Origin of the sequence: Lentzea alba, from assembly GCF_011067745.1 — a bacterium.
Lineage (GTDB): Bacteria > Actinomycetota > Actinomycetes > Mycobacteriales > Pseudonocardiaceae > Lentzea > Lentzea alba.
In genome coordinates this window covers 132,145-154,518 of the sequence record NZ_JAAMPJ010000008.1, presented here as the reverse complement: position 1 = coordinate 154,518, position 22,374 = coordinate 132,145, and the positions used below count along the sequence as shown (strand labels likewise).

Below are 22,374 nucleotides of genomic sequence, written 5' to 3'. Positions count from 1 at the left end.
CTCTCAGAGCCCTTTGAGGGGCCGTTCCGCTTCGACGGGGCGGCCCCTCGGCGTTTCGGGAGCCCGCCCGCCGGTCAATGCGGCTGGATCCCGCCTGAGGTGCTCGGCCATGTTCCGCAACATCGTGTCGGCGTCAGCGATGTCGTCGAACACGATCACCTCCGGATGTCGTTCCGGCCGCACCCGAAACGAGCAGTCGATCATCTGACCGTGCGACGTCTTGAGGCCCTCGCTCACGAACGCTCCTTCGAGGTCGCTATTCATGATCACGAAGATGCCGCAGTCCGCGTGAGGTGGCGAAGCTGACCTCGCCGTGGAACAGGACTCGTCCAACTTGCGCGAAATCTGTGACTCGTAAGCGGGAGAGATCCGCGTTCCCGTGGACGACGCCGTTCTCCCAGTTCAAGCTGCGCACTGCGAGCGACCGCAGCATCGGGTTGACCAACGTCGTGCGGGAAAGATTCAAATCCATGTCCGCCCAGCGCTTCGGCTCCACAGCCCGCTGGTCAGGATCACCCAGGTGCTCCCAGAACATGGCTTGGATCGTGCGCCGCACCTCCAGCTCGGCGCGGATCTTCGCGTTGTCCGGACCTGCCGGCAGGTCCGGCTCTGGCGGCTCGAACGGCAACCGGAGGTACGAGCAGAAGACGTCGACGACAGTCTGCCGGTGGCCGACGTGCTCCTGAGCGAGGCGTTCGAGCGAATAGATCGCTCCCAGCCGCACCGCTGCCTTCTCGTGGCCGAGTTGCTCGATCGCCTTGCTGCACTGCTCGGTGATGCGACGCTCGGCGCTGTCGACAACTGTGGTCGTCGACACCTCGCGCTGGAGCACCAGCGTCTGCTCCGCTGACCGTTGACGCCTCGTCGCGAGCCAGAGCGCGAACAGCCCTCCCGTGCCGACCCCGACGGTCATGGACAACGCGACCGCCGCCCATGCGAACACCACCAACGGACGCAGGACGGGATCAACGGACTTCTTGTCAGCCGGAGCAGGCTCACGGCTCCAGATTGCCGTTCAGCCGGCCTGCGCGGGGCGCACACAACCGATATATCAGTGCGCCAATATATTGGTTATGCAAAGGACGTTTGCGGACGACCGCAAACGTCCTTTGCATCCGGTGGAGAAAGTGCAGGTCAGAGGGCTAGCACTGGGCTGCGGGCTGGGCTGCCAGGAGCGGTCCGTCGGCGCGGGCGTCCAGCAACAGCGGGACCAGGGCGCGGCCCTCCTGCTTCAGCGGCACGATGCGGTCACCGCCGCGGAGGTACTGCGACTTGATGCCGTGCAGGGCGAGTTCGTCGGAAACCTCGCGGTACTGGGCGCCGGTCACCACGTACCCGCACGGTGGGGTCGTCAGGACGTCCGAGGGGTCCGGGGCCTGGTTGTCGGCGCCGCCGAAGTACAGCGGTCCGGTCCGGACCGAACGCGACGCGGCGTTGGCGGCCTCGATGGCGGCACGCCGATCGCGCACGAACGACTGGGTGCCGTCCAGAGCCTTCAGGTGCGAGTCGACGCGGTAGACGGGGGTGCCGTCGACGTTGGTCTCGACCAAGAGCCCCATGCCGTGCTTGAGGCCGCCGGTGTTGCGGAGGATGCGCTCCTGGTGGTCACCAGCCACCTGACGGATCGGTTCGCCGGTCACCGGGTCGACGTAGATGCCGTAGACGCCCGAGGTGCGGCCGGCGGCTTCGACCGACGGACGAATGTACGAACGGGACAGCGTCTCGGACAACGAGTGCACGCCGTCGGCGACGTTGAGGTTGCGCGGCCACAGCCAGAGGACGTCCTTCACGTAGTAGGGCGCGGTGGGGCCGAACTCGTGCAGGTCGTGGATGACGTCGGGCTTCCAGTCGCGGATCACCGAGGCCATCGCGCGGGCCTCGGCCGACCGCAGCAGCAGGTGGTCGCGGTTGATGTCGATGCCGTCGGAGTTGCCGCGGGTGTCGAGAACGCGGCCGTCCGGGTTGGCGTTCGGGACGAACAGGTACGTCACCGAGGACGAGCGCGGCAGCGAGCGCATGCGGATGAGGCACGCCTCGCGGCCGGCAGGCTCGTCGCCGTGCTGCGAGCAGATGAAGAGCACGACCGTGCGGGCCGACGACGGGCCGACGCGCACCAGTTGGACGGGACGGCCTTGGGCGGTCGTCCCGATCGTCGAGACGGGGAGTCCGGTGGCGCGCAGGTAGGCCTGTTCCTCGGCCTCGGTGGTCCAGTTGCCGGTGAGTTCGAACCCGGTCCGCGGCGGCTCCGGAGCAGCCAGCGCGGGAACAGGCACCAGTAACGAAGCAGCTGCCAGTAGTGCGATCAGTCCCCTCATAGAGGAGACTTTGCCGCCTTTGTCAACCTTTGGGCGGTACGCGTCCAGTCGATGAAACCGTGGATCACCAGGCCCGCGAAGATCAGGTAGACGAACGCGCTGAAGTACAGGCCGGACTGGATCTGCAGCGGCACGCCGACGGCGTCGACCACCAGCCACACCAGCCAGAACTCGACCAGGCCCAGGCCCTGCAGCGCGAAGGCCAGGATCGTGCCGACGAAGATCGCGGCGTCCGGCCACGGCGCCCACGAGGCGTCCAACGCATCGAGCACCAGCGCGAACGCCACTGTGCCGACGACGAAAACGCCCGCCACCGCAGCGCGTTCACGCCACGAGCCCGCCCGCACCACGACGCCGAACACCGGGTCACGGCGACGCACCCACGCGTACCAGCCGTACACGGCGATCAGGCCCACGACGACCTGACGGGTCGCGAGGCCGCCGAGGTGCGCGGACAGGTAGACGGTGAAGAGCAAGGCCACCGAGACCAGTTGAACGGGCCAGGTCAAGAGTGAACGGCGCTGCGCCAGGAACACGACAGCGAGCGCCAGCACCTGTCCGACCAGTTCCGTGTACGCGATCTTCTGGCCGAAGATCGTCAATCCCACCTCGTACCACACGGCATGTTCCCCCGAGGTTCAGTTGCCGTATACCGGCGTTTCCTACGTTGCCACCATGTCACCTTCCCTAGCACTGGCGCTCGTGCCTTTGTTCCTCACCGGGCCGATTTCTGGACCAACTACGCCGGTGATCACCCCAACGGTGGTCACACAGACGTTCGAAGAGCCCGCCGACGCGGACGACCCGGCCATCTGGGCGAACCCGCGCAACACCGAACGCAGTGTGGTCCTGGGCACGCTCAAGGAAGGCGGCTTGGCGGCGTTCGACCTGAACGGCCGCACGATCGGCGTCTACCCGGCGCCGCAGCCACCCACGCCGGACGCGAAGCCCGGCCGTTACAACAACGTCGACGTCCTCGGGAACCTGGCGTTCGTCAGCGACCGCGGCCGTGACCGCGTCCGGGTGTTCCAAGTGGACGAACGCGGCGCGAAGGACGTCACGAACCCCGCCACCAAGCCGGTGTTCAGCAAGACCGAGCAAGAGGTCGACGACCAGCACAACGTCTACGGCCTCGCCGCCGGGCACGTCAACGGCAAGGACGTCGTCGTCACGAGCCGGCGCAACGAGACCACCATCGCGCTCCTCCAGGTCACCAAAGACAACGACACCAAGAAGGTGTCCACTCTGGACCTCCCGAGCACCTTCACCCTCCCGAACGGCAAGCAGTGGACGGTGTGCGGCGAACCCGGCGAGGGCCCGCAGGTCGAGGGCATGGTGATCGACGAGCGCACGAACACCCTGTACGCCGCGCAGGAGGACGTCGGCATCTGGCGCATCCCGCTGCGCGCCAACGGCTTCGGCAAGCCGCAGCTGGTCGACAAGGTCCGCTCGTGGGGTGCACCGCAGAAGTACAACCCCGAGACCGAGGAGTGCGAGGCGGACGGCCCCGACCCCGGCTTCGGCGGCCAGTGGCTCGAAGCCGACGCCGAGGGCCTGACCATCGCGGACGGCGTGCTGCTCGCGTCCAGCCAGGGCGACTCGCGGTTCGTGGCCTACCGCAAGGCGGACATGCGGCCGCTCGAGGACTTCAAGATCAAGGACGTCGAGCACTCCGACGGCGCCGACATCGTCCTCGGCAAGCTCAACCTGCTCGTGGTGCACGACGGCGAACGCCCGAACGGCACCGGTTTCGCGTTCATCAGGTTCTAACCTGTCCCCCATGGGGATCCTGAGCCAGCACGCCCTGAACCGGGCGCTGATCGAACGCCAGATGCTGCGCGAGCGCGCTGACCTCGGCGCGTTCGCCACCATCGAACGTCTCGTCGGCATCCAGGCGCAGGAACCGAAGTCGCCCTACATCGGCCTGTGGACCCGGCTCCAGAACTTCCAGCCTCAGGAGCTCGAAGACCTGCTCGTCAGCAGGCACGTCGTCCGCATCCTGCTCATGCGAGGCACGATCCACCTGGTCAGCGCGCAGGACGCACTCACGCTCCGGCCGCACATGCAGCTCCGGCTGGACCGCGAGCTGCAAAGCGGCCCGTTCGCGAAAAGACTCGAAGGACTCGACCTCGACGAGGTCGCCGAAGCCGGCCGCAAGATCCTCGACGAGGCCCCGCAGGGCACCGCGGACGCCGGCAAGCTGCTCCAGCCGCGCTGGCCGGACCGCGAGCACACCGTCCTCGGCAACGCGCTGCGCAACAAGCTCGCCCTCGTCCAGCTCCCGCCGCGTGGCCTGTGGCACCGCAGCGGCCGCGCGATCTGCACGACCCTCGAAACCTGGCTCGACCAGGAACAGCACGCCATGCCCCGCGAACGGCTCGTGCTGCGCTACCTCAAGGCGTTCGGCCCCGCGACCGTGATGGACGCCCAGCAGTGGTCCGGCCTCACCAAGCTCGCCGAGGTGTTCGAAGCACTGCGCCCGCAGCTCGTGACGTTCCGAAACGAGGCCGGCAAGGAGCTCTTCGACCTGCCCGACGCGCCACGCCCCGACCCGGAAACACCGCTGCCGGTCCGGCTGCTGCCCGAGTTCGACAACATCCTGCTCGCGCACGCCGACCGCCGGCGAGTGATCGCGGACGACCGGCTCGGCGTGGTCGTCGGCGGCAAACCGACGGTCCTCGTCGACGGCTACGTCGTCGCCACCTGGACGATCAGCAAAGACAAGACCATCACCGTCGACTACATCGACGAACTGCCGCGAAGCAGGAAGAAGGCGGTCGCCGAGGAGTGCGACCGCCTTCAGGACTGGCTCAGGACGTGAGGTCCCGCAACGGCTTCCACCAGGCCGGGTGGTCGCGGTACCAGGCGACGGTGTCCGCCAGCCCCTGCTCGAACGACACCAGCGGCTCGTAACCGAGCTCGGCGCGGATCTTCGTGTCGTCCAGCGCGTACCGCTGGTCGTGTCCGAGCCGGTCCGCCACCCGCTTGACCAGCGCGGGCCCCGCGCTGCACAGGTCCAGCAGCGCCTCGGTGATCTGCAGGTTGGTGCGCTCGTTGCCGCCGCCGACGTTGTAGATCTCGCCGGCCCGCCCCGAGGTGAGCACCAGCTGGATCGCCCGGCAGTGGTCGGACACGTGCAGCCACTCCCGCACGTTCGACCCGTCCCCGTACAGCGGCACCTGAAGGCCGTTGAACAGGTTCGTGATGAACAACGGGATCAGCTTCTCCGGGTGCTGGTAGGGCCCGTAGTTGTTGGAGCAGCGCGTGATCGACACGTCGAGACCGTGCGTCCGCCAGTACGCGCGGGCGATCAGGTCACTGGACGCTTTCGAGGCGGCGTAAGGAGAGTTCGGCTGCAGCGGCCACGTCTCGGTCCAGGCACCCTCGTCGATCGACCCGTACACCTCGTCCGTCGACACGTGCACGACCCGCGACACGCCGGCCCGGCGGCAGGCTTCCAGCAACGTCTGCGTGCCGAGAACGTTGGTGAGCACGAAGTCCGCGGCCGCCGTCAGCGAACGGTCCACATGCGACTCGGCCGCGAAGTGCACCACCGCGTCGTGGCCGGGCAGCAGCTCCAGCAACAGCTCCAGGTCGCAGATGTCGCCTTCCACGAACGACATCCGCGGGTGTGTCTCCGGCAGGTTCGCGCGGTTTCCCGCGTACGTCAGCTTGTCCAGCACGGTTACGTGCGCGTCCTCGTAACCCGCGTACCCGCCGTCGAGCAGCGTGCGGACGTAGTGCGAGCCGATGAACCCGGCCGCTCCGGTGACCAGCAGCTTCACGCCGCCACCTCCACATGTGCGTCGTCACCGACGACCAGCCGGTGTTGTTTCGCCGACCCGACCCGGGCCTTCCTTCCGATCAACGAGGTCTCGATGCCGGAGACGTTGTGCACGAAGGCACCGGACAGCACGATCGAGTCGGACACCCCGGACTCGGTGATCCTGCAGTCCGCGCCGATCGCCGTGTACGGCCCCACGATCGACTCCTCGACCAGGGTGCCGGCGCCGATGATCGCGGGCCCGACGATGCACGACCGCACGACGCGCGCACCCTCCTCGACGACGACCTCCCCGATGAGCGTGCTCTCCTCGTCGACGATGCCCTGGACGTCCGTGCGCATCCGCTGCAGCACCTCGCGGTTGCACTCCAGCACGTCCTCGACCTTGCCGGTGTCCTTCCAGAACCCCGAGTAGATCCGCGCCCGCACGTCTCGGTCGTGCGTCACCAGCCACTGCAACGCGTCGGTGATCTCCAGCTCGCCGCGCCACGACGGCTCGATCGCGTCCACGGCCTCGTGGATGCGCGGGGTGAAGAAGTACACGCCGATCATGGCGAGATCGCTGCGCGGCTCCTGCGGCTTCTCCACCAGCCGCGTCACGCGCGAGTTCTCGTCCACCTCCGCGACGCCGAACGCCCGCGGGTCCGGCACCTTGTAGACGACGACCTGCGCGGACGGCCGCACCGCCGCGAACTCGTCGGCGATCTCGGAGATGCCCTCGACGAGCATGTTGTCGCCCAGGTACATCACGAAGTCGTCGTCGCCCAGGAACGGCCGGGCGATCTTCACGCAGTGCGCGAGTCCCAGCGGTGCGTCCTGCGGGATGTACGTGATCGCCACGCCCAGTGCGGAGCCGTCGCCCAGCACGTCGGAGATCTCGTGAGCGCGGTCGCCGACGATGATGCCGATCTCGGTGACCCCGATCTCGCGCAGGTTCTCCACCACGTACTCGAGCACCGGCTTGTTGGCGATCGGGATCAGTTGTTTCGGCATCGAATAGCTGAATGGTCGCAGGCGTGTTCCCGCGCCTCCGGACAGCACCAGGGCCTTCATGGAACGTCTCCTCCACCGTCACGTGGCATCGAGGTTCGCCGCCCGTGGTGGACCACAACTGGAGAACGGCCTCAACAACGAAGAAGGGGCCCGCGCTGTCCGCGCGAGCCCCTTCCCACAAGAAGAACTACCTGTCCGACATCGGCATGCCCGACGGCGGCGTCGGCGCGTCACCGGCACGGCCACCCATGTTGGCGGGCATCTCCTGCGACGCGCGCGGCATCGGCGACTGGGCGGCCGCGGCCTCGTCCTGCACGCGGTTCAGCCAGCCCTCCCAGCGCGACTGCATCGGGCGGACCAGGCCGCCACCCACGCCGATGACGATCACGCCGGCGACGGTGGCGAGCACGGTGATCAGCACCGGCATGGTCACCGAGATCGCGATGCCCAGCTGGTTGAGCGCCGCGATGACGCCCAGCGCCATGACGAAGCCGTAGGTGATGTTGCCCATGATCTTCGTGTACGAGCGCTGGCCCAGCGCACCGGTCACGAGGCCGCGCAACGCCGTGCCGATCGCCGACGCGACGATCACGAGCACCATCGCCACGACGATCCGCGGCAGGTACGCGATGACCTCGTTGAGCAGCGTGCTGACGGGGTTCGACGCCCCGAACACGCCGAACGCCAGCTGCAGGGCGATCAGCAGCACGAAGTAGTAGACGATCTTGGCGATGAGGCCGGTCGCGTCCATCGACGACTGGCGCATCGCGCCGTTCAGGCCCGACTTCTCGACGAGCTTCTCGAAGCCGACGCGCTTGAGCAGGAACTGCACGCCCTTGGCGAGCGCCTTGGCGATGAACCAGCCGATGACCAGAACGAGCAGGAAGCCGAGCAGCTTCGGCACGAACGTGGCGACCATCGCCCACGCCTGGCCCAGGCCCTCGGTGATTTGCGAGCCCACGGGCCCTCCTAGAACAAAGTTGCGGTGAGTGAAGATCCGACCAGTTGATCGTTTCGTGGATCACATCGCTCCACAACTTCGACACCGCTACACGAAAGGGTGGCTGACGTGGATTTTTGTCTCAATACAGTCCAGAGTGGAAGTACCGGTGGGGACCGGGGAGAGGGAAGCGCCCGCCACGCTCTGTGTCGGGCGCTTCCACATTTCTACGGCCTTCCCGCGCTCAGACCGCGCCCGTCCAGGTAGGTCTGGATCCGGTCCGCGGACAACGCCGGGGCCGCCCCTGCTTGACCGTCCTTCGGCACGTCCGGCCGCGGGTCGCCCGCGCATTCGGAACTGCTGCCGGGCAGCACCCCGTCGATCAGGTACCGGTTGACCTTGCCGTCGACGCACGGGTTGCCGCCGTGGTAGATGCTGTGCTTGCCCTCGTCGACGACGGTGATCAGGTTGTGCCCGAGCCGCGCCGCCATCGCCGGGCCGCTCGCGTACTGGGTCTGCGTGTCACCCTCGGACTGCACGACGACGCCGACCGGGTAGCCGTTGCGCCCGATCTTCACCGCCTCCTCCGGCGGCGTGAACGAGCGGAACGTGCACGTCATCGGGGCGGCACGGACGACGCCGAAGCCGTACGGGTAGCGCTCGCGGAAGGTGCGCATGTCCTCGTAGTAGTTGTGCAGGTCGGTCGGCCAAGCCGATTCACAGGTGACCGTGTCGAACACCCCGGACCGCAGTTCCTGCAGGCTGGTCCGCGCGAGCACCTGCCCGGCCTTGGCGCCCTCGGCGTTCTCCGGCTTCTCCCCCGACCGCAGCTTGGTCACGATCGCCGCCAGGTCCGACCACAGTGGACGGTAGCGGGCACCCACACCCATCGCCCCGTCGAAGGAAGACCGGTTGTACTCACCGATCGGCGTGGTGTTCAGCTTCGCGGCGACCTTCTCGACCTCGGCCAGCACCTCGGCCTGCGACTTGCCCAGCGCGAACTTCTCGTTGCGCTGCCCCACCCAGGTCGCCCACGTGTCGACGTCCTGCCGGTACGCGACGGCCTGCTGGCGGAGCTGCTCGCGCCAGATCCACTCCGGGTGCACCGCCGAGTCGAGCACGCTGCGGTCCAGGCGCTTCGGGAACAAAGTCCCGTACACCGCGCCCAGGTAGGTGCCGTAGGAGTAGCCCAAGTAGTTGATCTTCGGCTCACCCAGCACCGTCCGCACGACGTCCATGTCCCGCGCGGTGTTGGCGGTGCTGATGAACTGGCGGATCCCGCCGGACGACCGCTGACACGCCTCCTCGGCCTCGCGCGCCTCGGCCGCCCACTTGCCGAACTCGGCGTCCGCGGGCCTGGAGTCCAGCTCGGCGATCGCCGGTGCGGCCCGGCAGTTCAGCGCTGTGGAACCGCCGACGCCACGCGGGTCGAAGCCGATGAGGTCGTAGACCTGTGCGAGCTCCGAGTTGGCCAGGAACTGCGGCACGCCGACCCCGGAGCCCCCAGGTCCACCCGGATTGGTGAACAGCACGCCGCGCCTGCGGTCCTGCGCCGCCGCCTTCCTGCGGCTGATCATCAGCTTGATCCGGTCGCCCGCCGGGGCGGCGTAGTCGAGCGGCGCGACGAGCGTCGCGCACTCCAGCTCGCTCAGCGTTCCGCCGCACGGCGCCCACTTGACCGGTTGGGCGTGGAACTCGGCGAGAGGGTCGGGAGGATCGGCTGTGGCGGTCGTGCTCGTGATCAGCAGCGCTGCCACGCTCAGAGCAAGAGCCGGGAACCTACGCAAGACGAAAACCTCCGCGCCGGACGAAAAGACCTCTGCTGCGGCGAAGGTATGGCCGTTCAAACGGTTCCACGGGATCTGTCACCCGTCCCGGTGATGTCACCTCCAACGCCTTAAGCTGCGGGTATGACCACCACGAAGGCGAAGGAGGAGCACCCGCCCACCCTCTCCGCCCGCACGATGCGCAAGATCGAACGCGCGTCCGGCTCACTCGCCACGGCCAGCGTGTCCGAGATGGAACAGCGGTTGCCGTGGTTCGCCCGGATGCCCGCTGACCAGCGCGCGAGCGTGCTGCTGCTGATCCAGAACGGCGTGGCGGGGTTCGTCGAGTGGCTGCACGACCGGCAGCAGGCGATCCGGCTCACCGCGGACGCTTTCCGGTCGGCCCCGAAGGACATCTCCCGCTGGGTGAGCCTGCGCCAGACCGTCGAGCTCGTCCGGATAGCGCTGGAGCTGTTCGAGGACCGGATGCCGGCGATGGCGGCGACCGAGGCCGAACGCGCGCTGCTGATGGAGGGCGTGCTGCGGTACGGACGGGAGATCGCCTTCTCCGCCGCCACCTCCTACGCGGCGGCCGCCGAGGCGCGCGGCGCGTGGGACGCCCGGCTGGAGGCGCTGGTCGTGGACGGCATCGTGCGTGGCGACCCCGAGGAGTCACTTCTCAGCAGGGCCGCGGCGCTCGGCTGGGACCCGGCGCTCGAAGCCACCGTGCTGGTCGGCAATCCCGGCGGCGAGGACCCGCCGACGATCGTCTACTCGGTGCGCAGCAAGGCCGCCCGCGCGGGACGGCAGGTGCTGCTGTCCGTGCAGGGCTCCCGGCTGGTGGTCGTGCTCGGCGGGCCGACGGAGACCGGTGAGGACGTGCTGGGGCGCATCGCCGAGGGGTTCGGCGAGGGACCCGTGGTGGCGGGGCCCACGGTGGCCAGCCTGTCCGAGGCGCACCGCAGCGCCAGTGACGCACTGAGCGGACTGCGGGCGGTCGTGGGCTGGCCGGCCGCACCACGTCCCGTCCGTTCGCTCGACCTGTTGCCGGAACGGGCTCTGGCGGGCGATCCGGAGGCCGAATGGCAGCTCGTCGACCGGGTCGCGCGGCCGCTGGAGGACGCCGGCGGCGCGCTGCTGGAGACGGTGGACGCGTTCCTGGAGGTCGGTGGCGTGCTGGAGACGTGCGCCAAAAGGCTGTTCGTGCACCCGAACACGGTCAGATATCGCCTTCGGCGCGTTCAGGAAATGACGGGAAGAAATGCACATGACGCTCGAGACGCGCTTGTGCTTCGCGTCGCTTTGTCTGTAGGACGCCTTGCACGCTCCCGGGGCCTGTGGTAGCTCGCCGCCTGTGACGGAGTTCGCACACATCCGTTAGGGTGAGGGCCAAACGACCAGGTGACCCGCTGAGCTGGGCAGACGTCGAGCTGAGTTCACCTGGCAGACACTTTTGTAGGGTCTCTACAAACACGATCGCCGTACTTCGTTCTTTACGGCATGGGGTACCGGTGGGTTCACCAGCTTTAGTAATCGACGTGATCGCACTCCTCGCGCCCGGACAAGGGTCCCAGACGCCCGGCATGCTCACCCCCTGGCTCGAACTGGAGGGGGCGGAGAAGCAGGTCCGCACCTGGTCGGAGATCACGGGCCTGGACCTGGTGCGTCTCGGCACCACCGCGGAGGCCGACGAGATCGTCGACACCGCGATCACCCAGCCGCTGGTCGTGGCGCTCGCGCTGCTCGCGTTCGGTGAGCTGCGCCGCCGCGTCGAGCTGCCCGCCGACGTGATCGTCGCGGGCCACTCGGTCGGTGAGCTGGCCGCCGCGTCGATCGCGGGCGTCATCAGCGCCGACGACGCGGTCGCCCTGGCCGGTGTGCGCGGTGCCGCGATGGCACAGGCGTGCGCGCTCGAGCCGACCGGCATGGCCGCGGTGCTCGGCGGCGACGAGCAGGAGGTGCTCGCGCGCCTCGAGGAGCTCGGCCTGGTGCCCGCCAACCGCAACGGCGCCGGCCAGATCGTCGCGGCCGGTCCGCGTGACGCGCTCGACGGGCTCGCGGCGACCCCGCCGGGCACGGCGAAGGTCCGCAAGCTGGCCGTCGCGGGTGCGTTCCACACGAAGTACATGGCGCCCGCCGAAGAAGCCGTGCGCGCGCGTGCCGCCGAAGTCACCACGCACGACCCGTCGATGCCGCTGCTGTCCAACAAGGACGGTCAGGCCGTCACCGAGGGCACCGAGGTGCTGAGCCGCCTGGTCTCCCAGGTCACCAGCCCGGTCCGGTGGGACGTCTGCCAGGCGACCCTCGTCGAGAAGGGCGTCGCCGGGTCGGTCGAGCTGCCGCCCGCCGGCGCGCTCACCGGTCTCGCCAAGCGTGCGATGAAGGGCACCGCCACCCTCGCCCTCAAGACCCCCGACCAGCTCGAGAAGGTCACCGAGCTGATCGACACCGTTGGAGCCAATCAGTGACGACCTTCCAGGCCCCGCAAGCATCTGCGGGTAGCCGCATCATCGGCCTCGGCAGCTATCAGCCCGAGACGGTGGTGAGCAACCACGACCTCGCCGCTCGCATGGACACCTCCGACGAGTGGATCCGCGAGCGCGTCGGCATCGTGAACCGGCGCGTCGCGAACAAGGACGAGGGCGTCGTGGACATGTCGGTCGCCGCGGGCACCAAGGCGATCGAGGACGCGGGCCTCACCCCGGCCGACATCGGCGGCGTGATCGTGGCGACGTGCACCATGCCGTCGACGATCCCGAACGCCGCCGCGCAGGTCGCCACCAAGATCGGCATCAAGGCCGCCGCCGCGTTCGACCTGAACGCCGCGTGCGCGGGCTTCTGCTACGCCCTCGCGACCGCGTCGGACATCGTCCGCGCGGGCACGGTCAAGAACATCCTCGTCATCGGCGCGGAGAAGCTCACCGACTGGACCCACCAGGACGACCGCTCGACCGCGATCATCTTCGCGGACGGCGCGGGTGCCGTCGTCGTGGGCGCCAGCGAGGAGAACCACATCGGCCCCGTCGCGTGGGGTTCGGACGGCGAGATGTCCGAGGTCATCAGGATCGACGACCGCGACTCGTTCATCCACCAGGAAGGCCAGACGGTCTTCCGCTGGGCGACGACCCAGATCGCGCCCGTCGCGATCCGCGCCGCCGAACTCGCGGGTGTCGAACTGTCCGATGTGGACGTTTTCGCCCCGCACCAGGCCAATCTCCGCATCATCGAGGCGATCGCCAAGCGCCTGCGCAAGTATGGTGCGCGGGAGGACCTGAAGGTCGCTCGAGACATCGTCGAATCCGGCAACACCTCCTCGGCCTCGATCCCCATGGCGCTCGACCACATGAGGACGGCGGGCGAGATCTCCAGCGGAGACGTGGTGCTGATGGTCGGGTTCGGCGCGGGCCTGTCCTACGCGGGACAGGTGGTCAGGTGCCCGTGAGTACCACCCAGAGTTTTTCCATCGTTTCAATCGAAAGGGAACTTCAGTGAGCGACAACGTCCTGTCCGGTCTTGCCGAGATCGTCGAAGAGGTCGCCGGTGTGGCCGCCGACGACGTCACCGCTGAGAAGTCCTTCGTGGACGACCTCGACATCGACTCGCTGTCGATGGTCGAGATCGCCGTCCAGGCTGAGGACAAGTTCGGCGTGAAGATCCCGGACGACGAGCTGGCCAACCTCAAGACCGTTGGTGACGCGGTGAACTACATCACCAGCAACAAGTGACTTCCGGCATCGAGGTCGTCATCACCGGGCTGGGTGCCACCACCCCGCTCGGTGGTGACGTCACGTCGACCTGGGACGCGCTCCTGGCCGGCAAGTCCGGGGTCCGCCCCATGACCCACGACTGGGTCGAGAAGTACGACCTGCCGGTCAAAATCGCTTCACAGCTCGTCGTCGACCCGACCGAGGTGCTCCCCCGAGTCGAGGCCCGCCGCCTGGACCGCTCCGAGCAGGTCGCCATCGTGGCGTCCCGCCAGGCGTGGTCCGACGCAGGCCACAACGACGACACCGTCGACAAGCAGCGCCTGGCCGTCATCATCGGCACCGGCATCGGCGGCGCGATCACCCTCCTGACCCAGGACGACCTCCTGGAACAGCAGGGCCTGCGCAAGGTGTCGCCACTGACCGTCCCGATGCTGATGCCGAACGGCCCAGCAGCCCACGTGGGCCTGGAACTCAAGGCCCAGGCAGGCGTGCACGCCCCGGTCTCCGCCTGCGCGTCAGGCGCAGAGGCCATCGCGTGGGCCTACCGCATGATCATGTCCGGCGAAGCCGACGTGGTGGTGGCAGGCGGCGCGGAAGCGTGCATCACGGCAATCCCGGTGGCGGGCTTCTCCCAGGCCCGCACCATGAGCACCCGCAACGACGAGCCGGAAAAGGCCTCGCGCCCGTTCGACACGGGCCGCGACGGCTTCGTCCTGGGCGAAGGCGCGGGCGTAATGGTCCTGGAACGCCGCGAGTTCGCCGAAGCCCGAGGCGCCAAGATCTACGGCCGCCTGGCAGGCATCGGCACCTCGGCCGACGGCTACCACATCACCGCCCCGGACCCCGAGGGCGTGGGCCAGTCCCGAGCGATCGCCGCCTCCTTGCGCTCCGGCGGCATCGACCCGGCTGACGTGGGCCACGTGAACTGCCACGCCACCTCCACCCCGGTGGGCGACGTCGCGGAAACCGTGGCAATCCGCAAGGCGATCGGCGACCACCCGGTCCTGACCGCCCCGAAGGGCGCCCTGGGCCACCTCCTGGGCGCGGCAGGCGCAGTAGAAGCCATCGTGACCGTCCTGTCGATCCGCGACGGCGTGGTTCCCCAAACGCTGAACCTGGAGAACCTCGACCCGGCCGTCACGCTGGACGTGGTCGCGGGCGAACCCCGCAAGATCAAGCTGGAAGCCGCCGTGAACGACTCGTTCGGCTTCGGCGGCCACAACGTGGCACTGGCCTTCACTCCGGCCTGACCCACCCCCACAACGCCCCGGCCCGCACCAGCGGGCCGGGGCGTTGTGCTTGAGGCGACGGCGGAGCCGAGCTGACTGAAACTCGTGCGGTTCCGGTGGGGTGGTCCCGTCACGATTCGTGCCATCAAGCCGCCCGCAAGCCAACCACCCTCAAAGCCGCGCCCCACAACGCAACCCTGCGCAACCCCTCAACACTTCTCCATCTGGGGAGTCCGACTCTCAGGCGCCAGATCCACCTTCAACTCCCCACCCTCCCACACCATCACATAAACAACCCGCCACCGAACACACCGCTCCGGCACCAAAGGCGGAGCCTTGGCAACGTCCTGAGTGGACACGAACGACAACAGCACCCGCAACCGCCGCCCCACCACATCAGACTCGACCCGCTGCACCACCATCCCGCCATCCCGGGTGGTCTCGTAGTCGGCCAACCAAGCCGCCTCCCGAGTAGTGGCAACCCGCTGAGCCGACACCACCGACCGCCACCCGGCGAAGTCCCGCTCGTTGATCGAGTCGAAGTACTTCTGCAGCACCGTCTGCACCGCGGTCCGATCGGGATGTGTGAACGCGTCCGGGCTCAAGCGAACCTCCGCGGACCCCGGCAACGGCCCGGCAACGGACGAAGACGGCACGACCGGCGACCCCTTCGCCTCCGCGGGACGTGAGTAGATCGTCCGCCCCACCATCCCGGCCGCCACCGCGGCGCCGGTGATCACCACCACGGCCGGCACCAGCCAGCGGCTAGCCACGCTCCCCACCCCCGCAGCCTAGCCCGCACCGGGCACCGCACAGCAGAGGGCCGCTCACAAAACCGCGCCTGTTACATCAAAACATAAACTTCAGCCGAAAGACTATATTCCACGCAGATGCAACTTGCATGTAGCAAGACAATGATTGATACACAAATGCAGAGGCGCAATCCCATACTCCGGATGGGTTCCTTCGGGCGAGCGCCTACCGCCGATCGGTCGTATCAAACACGCATTGGCAGCCATTTTTGGCTTCACTCGAAAAGAGTACGGAACACAGTGCGTACATGACGGTTGCCCACCCCTAACTATACGTCGAGATCGACTTGGAATATCGCAGCTCACCGGCACGCACCGAAACTGAACGATACAGTCCCGTTTAGCAAAACACCAAGACAGGTGCGTTGACTGGCCAATCAGCAAACCTCGCAGGCGGGTGAGATGGCTCCAAACCTCGTCACAAAGCGTCACATACGCACCGGTAACCCTGCATCATTCGGACACGAACAGGGTACCCATATACCTCGAATGGCGGATTGGCCATAGCCGCCGAATTGTGCGGGAATATTCGGCGTCAACGAAATCGCAAAACGGTCGAGGAGGGAATTTCGGTGGACCTCAGATACGAGGCGTTCTGCTTCGCAGATCGACGGTTCTACGATCTGCAGAGCAGCACCGAAAGCGACCTCCCAGGCGACGACTTTTCGCGTGAGCTGCCCGAACTGCCCGTCGACTGGGTGCAGGTCGAGCGCAATGTGTGGAGGCACCTGCACCCGCACGGGGTGCAGCTGCCGAAGCAGGGCTGGAAGATTCACGTCTCCGCAGGTCTCGACAACGCGGCCAGGGTTCTCAAGGCCACCTTCGACTACTGCGTCGAGCGGCGGATCCCGTTCAAGTACCTGCCGACGATCTCGATCGTGCTGGCCCGCAACTCGAAGTACGCACCTCGCGAGGGCAGCGGCAAGCTGATCACGATCTACCCGACGGACACGGACCAGCTCCGGCAGATCTGCACCGAGCTCGGCGCGATCCTCGACGGCGAGCACGGCGCCTACGTCCTCAGCGACCTGCGGTTCGGCAAGGGACCGCTGTACGTGCGCTACGGCGGGTTCTCCGAGCAGTGGCTCGAGATCGACGGTCAGCAGGTGCTCGCGATCGAAGGGCCGGACGGCGAGCTCGTCGCCGACAAGCGCAGGCCGGTCTTCAGCGTGCCGGAGTGGGTCGAGCTGCCGGAGTTCCTGGCGCCGCACCTCGCCGAGCGCAACGCCGGCGACCCCGAGCAGTTCCCTTACCAGATCAAGAATTCACTGCACTTCTCCAACGGTGGTGGCGTCTACCTGGCGACCCGCAAGAGCGACGGCAAGGAGGTCGTGCTCAAGGAGGCGCGGCCGCACGCCGGGCTCGACCGCGAGGGCCGCGACGCCGTGGCACGGCTGGAGCGCGAGTACGAGATCCTCACCAAGCTCAAGGGCGTCAAGGGCGTGCCGGAGGTGTACGACCGCTTCATCGAGTGGGAGCACCTGTTCGTCGCGATGGAGTTCATGCCCGGCCGCTCGCTCGGGCAGTGGCTCGGCCACAACTACCCCTTGACGCACAAGGACACCGACGACGAGAAGCTCGCCGAGTACCGCGAACGCGCGCTCGATCTCGTCGGCAAGGTCGAAGAGCTGATGGCACGGGTGCACGAGCGCGGGGTCGTGTTCGGCGACCTGCACACGCTCAACATCCTGGTCGACGAGGACGACGAGATCTCGCTGATCGACTTCGAGCTGTCGTCCACGATCGAGGACGTGCACCGGCCCACGCTCGGCGCCCCCGGTTTCCAGGCGCCCAAAGACCGCGAGGGCTTCGAGATCGACGAGCACCCGCTCGCGGCGCTCAAGCTGTGGATCTTCCTGCCGCTCAACACGGTGCTGGAGCTCGCACCCGCGAAACTCCCCCAGCACGTCAAAGTCATCCAGCAACGCTTCGGGCTCAGCGACGAATACGGCCAGGCGATCATCGACGTGCTCAGGCCGCGCGTCGACCCGCCGTCGGACCCGGCCTTCACGCAGTTCGACGAGGAGAACCCGGACTGGACGGTCGTGCGCAAGGAGATCGCCACCGCGATCCTGCACAGCGCGACTCCACAACGGACGGACCGGCTGTTCCCCGGCGACATCGAGCAGTTCGAGGTCGGCGGCACATGCTTCGGGTACGGCGCGGCCGGTGTGCTGCACGCCCTCGACGTCAGCGGTGAAGGCCGCTATGCCGAGCACGAGGACTGGCTGATCAAGGCCGTGCGGAAGGATCCGCCGAAGCAGGCGGGGTTCTTCGTCGGCGCCCACGGCATCGCGCACGTGCTGGAGAACTTCGGCCATCACGACCTCGCGACCGAACTCGTCGAGAGCTACGCCGCGCTCGTTCCGACCACGCAGGACCACGGGCTGAGCGCGGGTTTGTCCGGCATCGGGCTCAACCTGCTGCACTTCGCGGACACCCGCCAGGACGACGGCTTCGCGGTCAAGGCCGAGGAGCTCGCCGAACGACTCGCCAAGCAGCTGGCCGACGCACCCGGACCGGGTGACAAGGCGAAGGCCGGCCTGCTGCACGGCTGGTCCGGACCCGCGTTGTTCTTCCTGCGGATGTTCGGCCACACCACCGAACGACGCTGGCTCAAGCTCGCGGAGCAGGCGCTCGAACGCGACCTGGCCGAGACGATGGTCGCGCTGGACGGTTCGCTGCAGGTGCGGGACGGCACGTTCCGGAGCTTGCCGTACGTCGGCATCGGCGGCGCGGGCATCGCGTTGGCGCTCACCGAGTTCGCCGCAGTGGCTCCCGAACGCCCGTGCGTCGAGAAGCTGCCCGAACTGCTCAGCGGCTGCACCGGCGAGTTCGTCATCCAGCCGGCGTTCACGCTGGGCAGGGCCGGTCTGATGGCCACGCTCGCCCACGCGACGCGGCACCGGCCGGACGAACAGCTGGAGCGCTCGGTGCAAACGCACCTGCGAGCACTCGGCTGGCACGCCGTGCGCTTCGGTGCCGGGATCGCGTTCCCCGGCGTCCAGCTGCGCCGGCTCTCCATGGACCTCAACACCGGCGGCGCGGGCGTTCTGCTCGCCATCGCGTCCACTGTGGACGGCCTGCCACCACTGCCCTTCCTGGGCTCACGAACGCCGGTTCTCACCGACCGGTAGCAGTAAACACAGATCGATCCCTCGAAATTAGGAGATTGTCATGGGCTTCATCCTCGACATGCAGGAGCTCGAGACCCCCGAGGCGCCGAGCAACGCGATGGCGTCGGGTGGCGGCGGCGGTGGCGGCGGCTCCACGACCGCGTCGAACGCGTCGCTGCTGCTCCCCTGCTCGCACAGCACCGTCAGCCTGCTGGCCTGCTGATCTGCGCCTAACTGAAACACCGCGGTGAGTGAGCGGCATAGGCGAAGTATGCCGCTCACCCGCCAACTGCAGGGCCCGGCAGCCGGCCAGCTGTCGGGCCCTCGCTCATGATGCGCCCTCATGACCTCCGGAGGAACAGCCGATGGCCAAACCCGGTGACGCTCTGCTGTTCTCCGTCGTGCGGCGAGACGTGCGCCCGTGGCTGTTGCTGCTCAACGCCGCTGTGGCCACCACGGCCGGTCTGCTGCTCCCCACCGCGCTCGCAGGCGCCGTCGACATGGCGTTGGGCGGAACGTTCGTGCTGGTCACCGTCCTGTGGCTGCTGCTGCTCGCGGCCACCGAGATCATCGGCGACGCGATCGGCATCGTGCTCGCCGCGAGCATCACCGCCCGCGCCACCGCGTGGCTGCGCAAACGCCTCTCCCGCCACCTGCTCGCGCTCGGCCATCCGCCGCGGTTCGCCGCGGGTGACTCGGTGAGCCGGTTGACCGGCGACTGCGGCAACGCGGGCAGTGTCGTGGTCACCGTGATGTCCCTGATCATCGCCGCGGTGTCCTCGGTCGGCTCGGTCGTGGCGCTGGCGTTGCTGGACTGGCGGCTCGCGGCGGTGTTCGCGGTCAGCGTGCCGCTGGCGATGCTCCTCGTCCGCTCGCACATGCAGCTCACCGCCGACGACGTGCTGGCCTACCAGGAGGTCTCCGGCGAGATCTCGGCCCGCCTGGTCGACGCGGTGGCCGGCCGGCACACGATCGCCGCCGCGGGCATCGCCGACCGCGAGTCCGGCCGGGTGTTGCAGCCACTTCCCCGTCTCGCCGCGGCGGGCGGCGGCATGTGGCGCACCCAGGCGAAGATGATGTGGCGCGCGGGACTCCTGCTGCCGGCCGTGGAACTGGCCGTGCTCGTCGCCGCCGGGTTCGGCATCCTCCAGGGCAGGCTGAGCACCGGTGACGTGCTCGCCGCCCTCGGCTACACCGCCCTCGGCATGGGCATCGTCGGGCAGATCCCGCAGCTCACCGCGCTGGAACGCACCCGTGCCTCCGCCACCCGGATCGCCGAGGTCCTCGACACCCCGCCGGCACCTCGACCAACCCCCCAGCCCTCCGACGGGAGCATCGAACTCCGCAACGTCAGCATCAACGGCGTCCTGCACGACGTGAGCCTCACGATCCCCGAAGGCGCGTTCGCCGCGGTCGTCGGCAGCTCCGGAGCGGGCAAGTCGACGCTGGCCGCGGTGCTCGGCGGACTGTCCGCTGTGGACGACGGCGACATCGCGCGGGACGGCCAGGTCGGTTACGCCTTCGAACGTCCCGCGTTGCTGGGCACGACGATCGGTCGTTCGATCGGGTACGGAACGGACGCGGACGAGATCCAGGTGCGCGACGCGGCGGTGGCCGCGCAGGTCCACGACGCGCTGATCCGCCTGCCGCAGGGGTACGAGACCCCGCTCTCCGACGCCCCGCTCTCGGGCGGTGAGGCACAACGGATCGGCCTGGCGCGCGCGATCGTGCGGGATCCGCAGGTCCTCGTGCTCGACGACGCCACCGCGAGTCTGGACACGGTGACCGAGGCCAAAGTGGACAAGGCGCTCACCACCGCGTTGCCCGGCCGCACACGGGTCGTGGTGACGCACCGCCCCGCGACGGCGGCACGGGCCGATGTCGTGGTGTGGCTGGAAAACGGCCGGGTCAGAGGCACCGGCACCCACGCCGAGCTGTGGGACGACGAGGACTACCGCGCTGTGTTCACCGGGGGCGAGTGATGCGTTTCTACCTCTCCACGCTGGCCGGACACCGCAGAGGTGTCCTGATCCTGCTCGGCTGGTCGATGCTCGAAGGCGTACCGGCGTTCTTCAGCGGCAAGCTCGTCGGCACGGCCGTCGACAAGGGCTTCGCAGCGGGAAACCCGCTGGCCGGTGTGCTGTGGCTGCTCGCGTTCGCCGCGCTCGCGGTGGTGGGAGCGCTCGGCCAGCGACAGGTGTTCGCCCGGCTCGGCGACGTCGTCGAACCCATGCGCGACGCCCTGGTCACGCGGATCGTCAAGGGCGTGCTGAACGACCCGACGCACCGCAGGACCCCGGACGCCAGCGCGGTCGCCATGATCACCCGGCATGTCGAGGTGGTTCGCGACGCCACCGCCGGTGTGCTCGTCCAGGCTCGTGCCCTTTTGGTCACCACGATCGCCGCGCTCATCGGCCTCGCGACCACGGCGGCCGCGTTGATCTGGCTGGTCGTGCTCCCGATCGTGGCCGCGCTGGTGCTCTTCGGCCTCATGCTTCCGTCACTGGCGAAACGCCAGCGCGACGCCGTGATGGCCGACGAGCGCACCGCCGAAGCGTCCGGCGCGGTGCTCACCGGACTGCGAGACGTCGCCGCCTGCGACGCGTCCGACGAGGCGTACGAAGACATCGCCACGCAGATCAACCAGCAGGCCAGCGCCACGATCACGGTCGCCTGGGCGAACTCGTTGCGCGCCACGGTGATCGCCATCGGCGGCTTCGCACCGATCGTGCTGCTCGTGGCGTTCGCTCCCCCGCTGGTCGCGTCCGGCCAGCTCACCGAAGGCGCGACGCTGGCTGCGGTCGTGTACCTCACCAACAGCGTGAACCCCGCGCTGCACGGCCTCGCGCGCACCACCAGCACGGTCGTCATGCGTCTCATGGTTGCGCTCAAACGACTTCAAGAAGCTGCACCGCAGACACGCACGGAAGTCGGCGAGGAAGTTCCGTCCAACGGCGAATTCGCCCTGCGTGACGTCACGTTCGGCTGGAGCCCGGACGCGGAACCGGTGCTGCGCGGCCTGTCGCTGGACCTGCGCCCCGGCGACCACCTCGCCGTGGTCGGGCCTTCCGGCATCGGCAAGTCCACAATGGCCAGTCTGCTCACCGGCCTGATGCCGCCCGACAACGGCCGCGTCCTGTTCGGCGGCGCCCCGGTCGACTTGGTCGCCCCGACGATCAGGCACCACGCGATCGCGCTGATTCCGCAGGAGACGTACCTCTTCACCGGCACCGTGCGGGAAAATCTCACCCTGCTCGCGCCGTGGGTGACCGACGAGGATCTCACCGAAGCGGTGAAGAAGGTCGGCGCCACAGCACTTCTGAACCGGCTGGGCGGTCTGGACGCCGCGCTCGGTCACGCCGGCGAGGGGCTTTCCGCTGGTGAGGCCCAGCTTCTCGCGCTCGCACGGGTCTACGTCACGTCCGCGAGCGTCGTGATCCTCGACGAGGCGACCTCACACCTGGACCCGGCCGCGGAAGCGCGCGTCGAGCGGGCTTTCGCGGAACGGGAAGGAATTCTCGTGGTGATCGCACACCGGTTGAGCTCGGCGCTGCGGGCAAACCGCGTGCTGGTCATGGACGGCGGCAAGCCGTTGCTGGGCACCCACGAGAACCTGCTGAAGACGTCGCCGCTCTACGGGCAGCTCATGCTGGCCTGGGATCCCACCCACCACGAGGAAACCCCGCTGCCCAAACGGTGAGCGGGGTCCACT

20 protein-coding genes are annotated in these 22,374 nt (G+C 68.2%); 11 read left to right on the top strand and 9 right to left on the bottom strand.

Annotated features, from left to right (window positions below; genetic code table 11):
* Positions 1-3 precede the first annotated feature (3 nt).
* From G7043_RS27990 to pnuC, 4 genes are all read right to left on the bottom strand, one after another.
* Complete coding sequence (locus G7043_RS27990; RefSeq protein WP_166050530.1) at positions 4-237, bottom strand: hypothetical protein; 234 nt, start codon at positions 235-237, stop codon at positions 4-6.
* A gap of 19 nt (positions 238-256) precedes the next feature.
* The gene (locus G7043_RS27985; protein WP_166050528.1) at positions 257-946 is read right to left on the bottom strand and encodes a hypothetical protein; all 690 of its coding nucleotides are present in this window, start codon (positions 944-946) and stop codon (positions 257-259) included.
* 196 nt (positions 947-1,142) lie between these two features.
* Positions 1,143-2,315, bottom strand: coding sequence for a M14 family zinc carboxypeptidase (locus tag G7043_RS27980; RefSeq protein WP_166050526.1), 1,173 nt, complete (start codon positions 2,313-2,315; stop codon positions 1,143-1,145).
* Positions 2,312-2,935: a nicotinamide riboside transporter PnuC gene (gene pnuC / locus G7043_RS27975; protein ID WP_166050524.1), complete on the bottom strand. Its 624-nt coding sequence runs from the start codon at positions 2,933-2,935 to the stop codon at positions 2,312-2,314. The genes G7043_RS27980 and pnuC overlap by 4 nt, the downstream gene beginning before the upstream one ends.
* A gap of 55 nt (positions 2,936-2,990) precedes the next feature.
* Here pnuC and G7043_RS27970 point away from each other — a divergent pair, with 55 nt between their 5' ends.
* Positions 2,991-4,085, top strand: a complete 1,095-nt coding sequence (locus G7043_RS27970; RefSeq protein ID WP_166050522.1) for a phytase — start codon at positions 2,991-2,993, stop codon at positions 4,083-4,085.
* Between the two features lie 10 nt (positions 4,086-4,095).
* Positions 4,096-5,136, top strand: coding sequence for a winged helix DNA-binding domain-containing protein (locus G7043_RS27965; RefSeq protein ID WP_166050520.1), 1,041 nt, complete (start codon positions 4,096-4,098; stop codon positions 5,134-5,136).
* Here G7043_RS27965 and rfbB read toward each other — a convergent pair.
* The 4 genes from rfbB to G7043_RS27945 all read right to left on the bottom strand — a co-directional run bounded on the left by rfbB (position 5,126) and on the right by G7043_RS27945 (position 9,789).
* Entirely contained in the window at positions 5,126-6,100 is a 975-nt protein-coding gene (gene rfbB, locus G7043_RS27960) for a dTDP-glucose 4,6-dehydratase (protein WP_166050518.1), read from the bottom strand. The two genes, G7043_RS27965 and rfbB, sit on opposite strands and share 11 nt — an antisense overlap.
* Complete coding sequence (locus G7043_RS27955; RefSeq protein WP_166050516.1) at positions 6,097-7,152, bottom strand: glucose-1-phosphate thymidylyltransferase; 1,056 nt, start codon at positions 7,150-7,152, stop codon at positions 6,097-6,099. Before G7043_RS27955 ends, rfbB begins: the two co-directional genes overlap by 4 nt.
* Positions 7,153-7,279: 127 nt before the next feature.
* On the bottom strand, positions 7,280-8,053 hold the full coding sequence (locus tag G7043_RS27950; protein WP_166050514.1) for a mechanosensitive ion channel family protein: 774 nt from the start codon (positions 8,051-8,053) through the stop codon (positions 7,280-7,282).
* 206 nt (positions 8,054-8,259) lie between these two features.
* On the bottom strand, positions 8,260-9,789 hold the full coding sequence (locus G7043_RS27945) for an alpha/beta fold hydrolase (RefSeq protein ID WP_313888104.1): 1,530 nt from the start codon (positions 9,787-9,789) through the stop codon (positions 8,260-8,262).
* A gap of 153 nt (positions 9,790-9,942) precedes the next feature.
* Between G7043_RS27945 and G7043_RS27940 the strand changes: the two genes are divergently transcribed.
* The 5 genes from G7043_RS27940 to G7043_RS27920 all read left to right on the top strand — a co-directional run bounded on the left by G7043_RS27940 (position 9,943) and on the right by G7043_RS27920 (position 14,755).
* The gene (locus G7043_RS27940) at positions 9,943-11,142 is read left to right on the top strand and encodes a PucR family transcriptional regulator (RefSeq protein WP_166050512.1); all 1,200 of its coding nucleotides are present in this window, start codon (positions 9,943-9,945) and stop codon (positions 11,140-11,142) included.
* A gap of 194 nt (positions 11,143-11,336) precedes the next feature.
* Positions 11,337-12,266, top strand: a complete 930-nt coding sequence (locus tag G7043_RS27935; protein WP_166050510.1) for an ACP S-malonyltransferase — start codon at positions 11,337-11,339, stop codon at positions 12,264-12,266.
* The gene (locus tag G7043_RS27930; RefSeq protein ID WP_166050508.1) at positions 12,263-13,240 is read left to right on the top strand and encodes a beta-ketoacyl-ACP synthase III; all 978 of its coding nucleotides are present in this window, start codon (positions 12,263-12,265) and stop codon (positions 13,238-13,240) included. Before G7043_RS27935 ends, G7043_RS27930 begins: the two co-directional genes overlap by 4 nt.
* Before the next feature lie 46 nt (positions 13,241-13,286).
* Positions 13,287-13,523: an acyl carrier protein gene (locus G7043_RS27925; protein WP_030465146.1), complete on the top strand. Its 237-nt coding sequence runs from the start codon at positions 13,287-13,289 to the stop codon at positions 13,521-13,523.
* Positions 13,520-14,755 (top strand): beta-ketoacyl-[acyl-carrier-protein] synthase family protein, encoded by a 1,236-nt coding sequence (locus tag G7043_RS27920; RefSeq protein WP_166050506.1) that lies wholly within the window; start codon positions 13,520-13,522, stop codon positions 14,753-14,755. Before G7043_RS27925 ends, G7043_RS27920 begins: the two co-directional genes overlap by 4 nt.
* 188 nt (positions 14,756-14,943) lie before the next feature.
* On the opposite strand, the gene G7043_RS27915 is transcribed toward G7043_RS27920, so the two are convergent.
* Positions 14,944-15,507 carry a hypothetical protein gene (locus tag G7043_RS27915; RefSeq protein WP_166050504.1) on the bottom strand — a complete coding sequence of 188 codons (564 nt, stop codon included), beginning with the start codon at positions 15,505-15,507 and terminating at the stop codon, positions 14,944-14,946.
* A 611-nt stretch (positions 15,508-16,118) separates the two neighbouring features.
* Between G7043_RS27915 and lanKC the strand changes: the two genes are divergently transcribed.
* The 4 genes from lanKC (at position 16,119) to G7043_RS27895 (ending at position 22,362) form a co-directional block, all read left to right on the top strand.
* Positions 16,119-18,683, top strand: a complete 2,565-nt coding sequence (lanKC, locus tag G7043_RS27910; RefSeq protein WP_166050502.1) for a class III lanthionine synthetase LanKC — start codon at positions 16,119-16,121, stop codon at positions 18,681-18,683.
* A 40-nt stretch (positions 18,684-18,723) separates the two neighbouring features.
* Positions 18,724-18,885, top strand: a complete 162-nt coding sequence (locus G7043_RS27905; RefSeq protein ID WP_166050500.1) for a SapB/AmfS family lanthipeptide — start codon at positions 18,724-18,726, stop codon at positions 18,883-18,885.
* A gap of 142 nt (positions 18,886-19,027) precedes the next feature.
* Positions 19,028-20,644 carry an ABC transporter ATP-binding protein gene (locus G7043_RS27900; protein ID WP_166050498.1) on the top strand — a complete coding sequence of 539 codons (1,617 nt, stop codon included), beginning with the start codon at positions 19,028-19,030 and terminating at the stop codon, positions 20,642-20,644.
* Complete coding sequence (locus G7043_RS27895; protein ID WP_166050496.1) at positions 20,644-22,362, top strand: ABC transporter ATP-binding protein; 1,719 nt, start codon at positions 20,644-20,646, stop codon at positions 22,360-22,362. Before G7043_RS27900 ends, G7043_RS27895 begins: the two co-directional genes overlap by 1 nt.
* Positions 22,363-22,374: the final 12 nt, after the last annotated feature.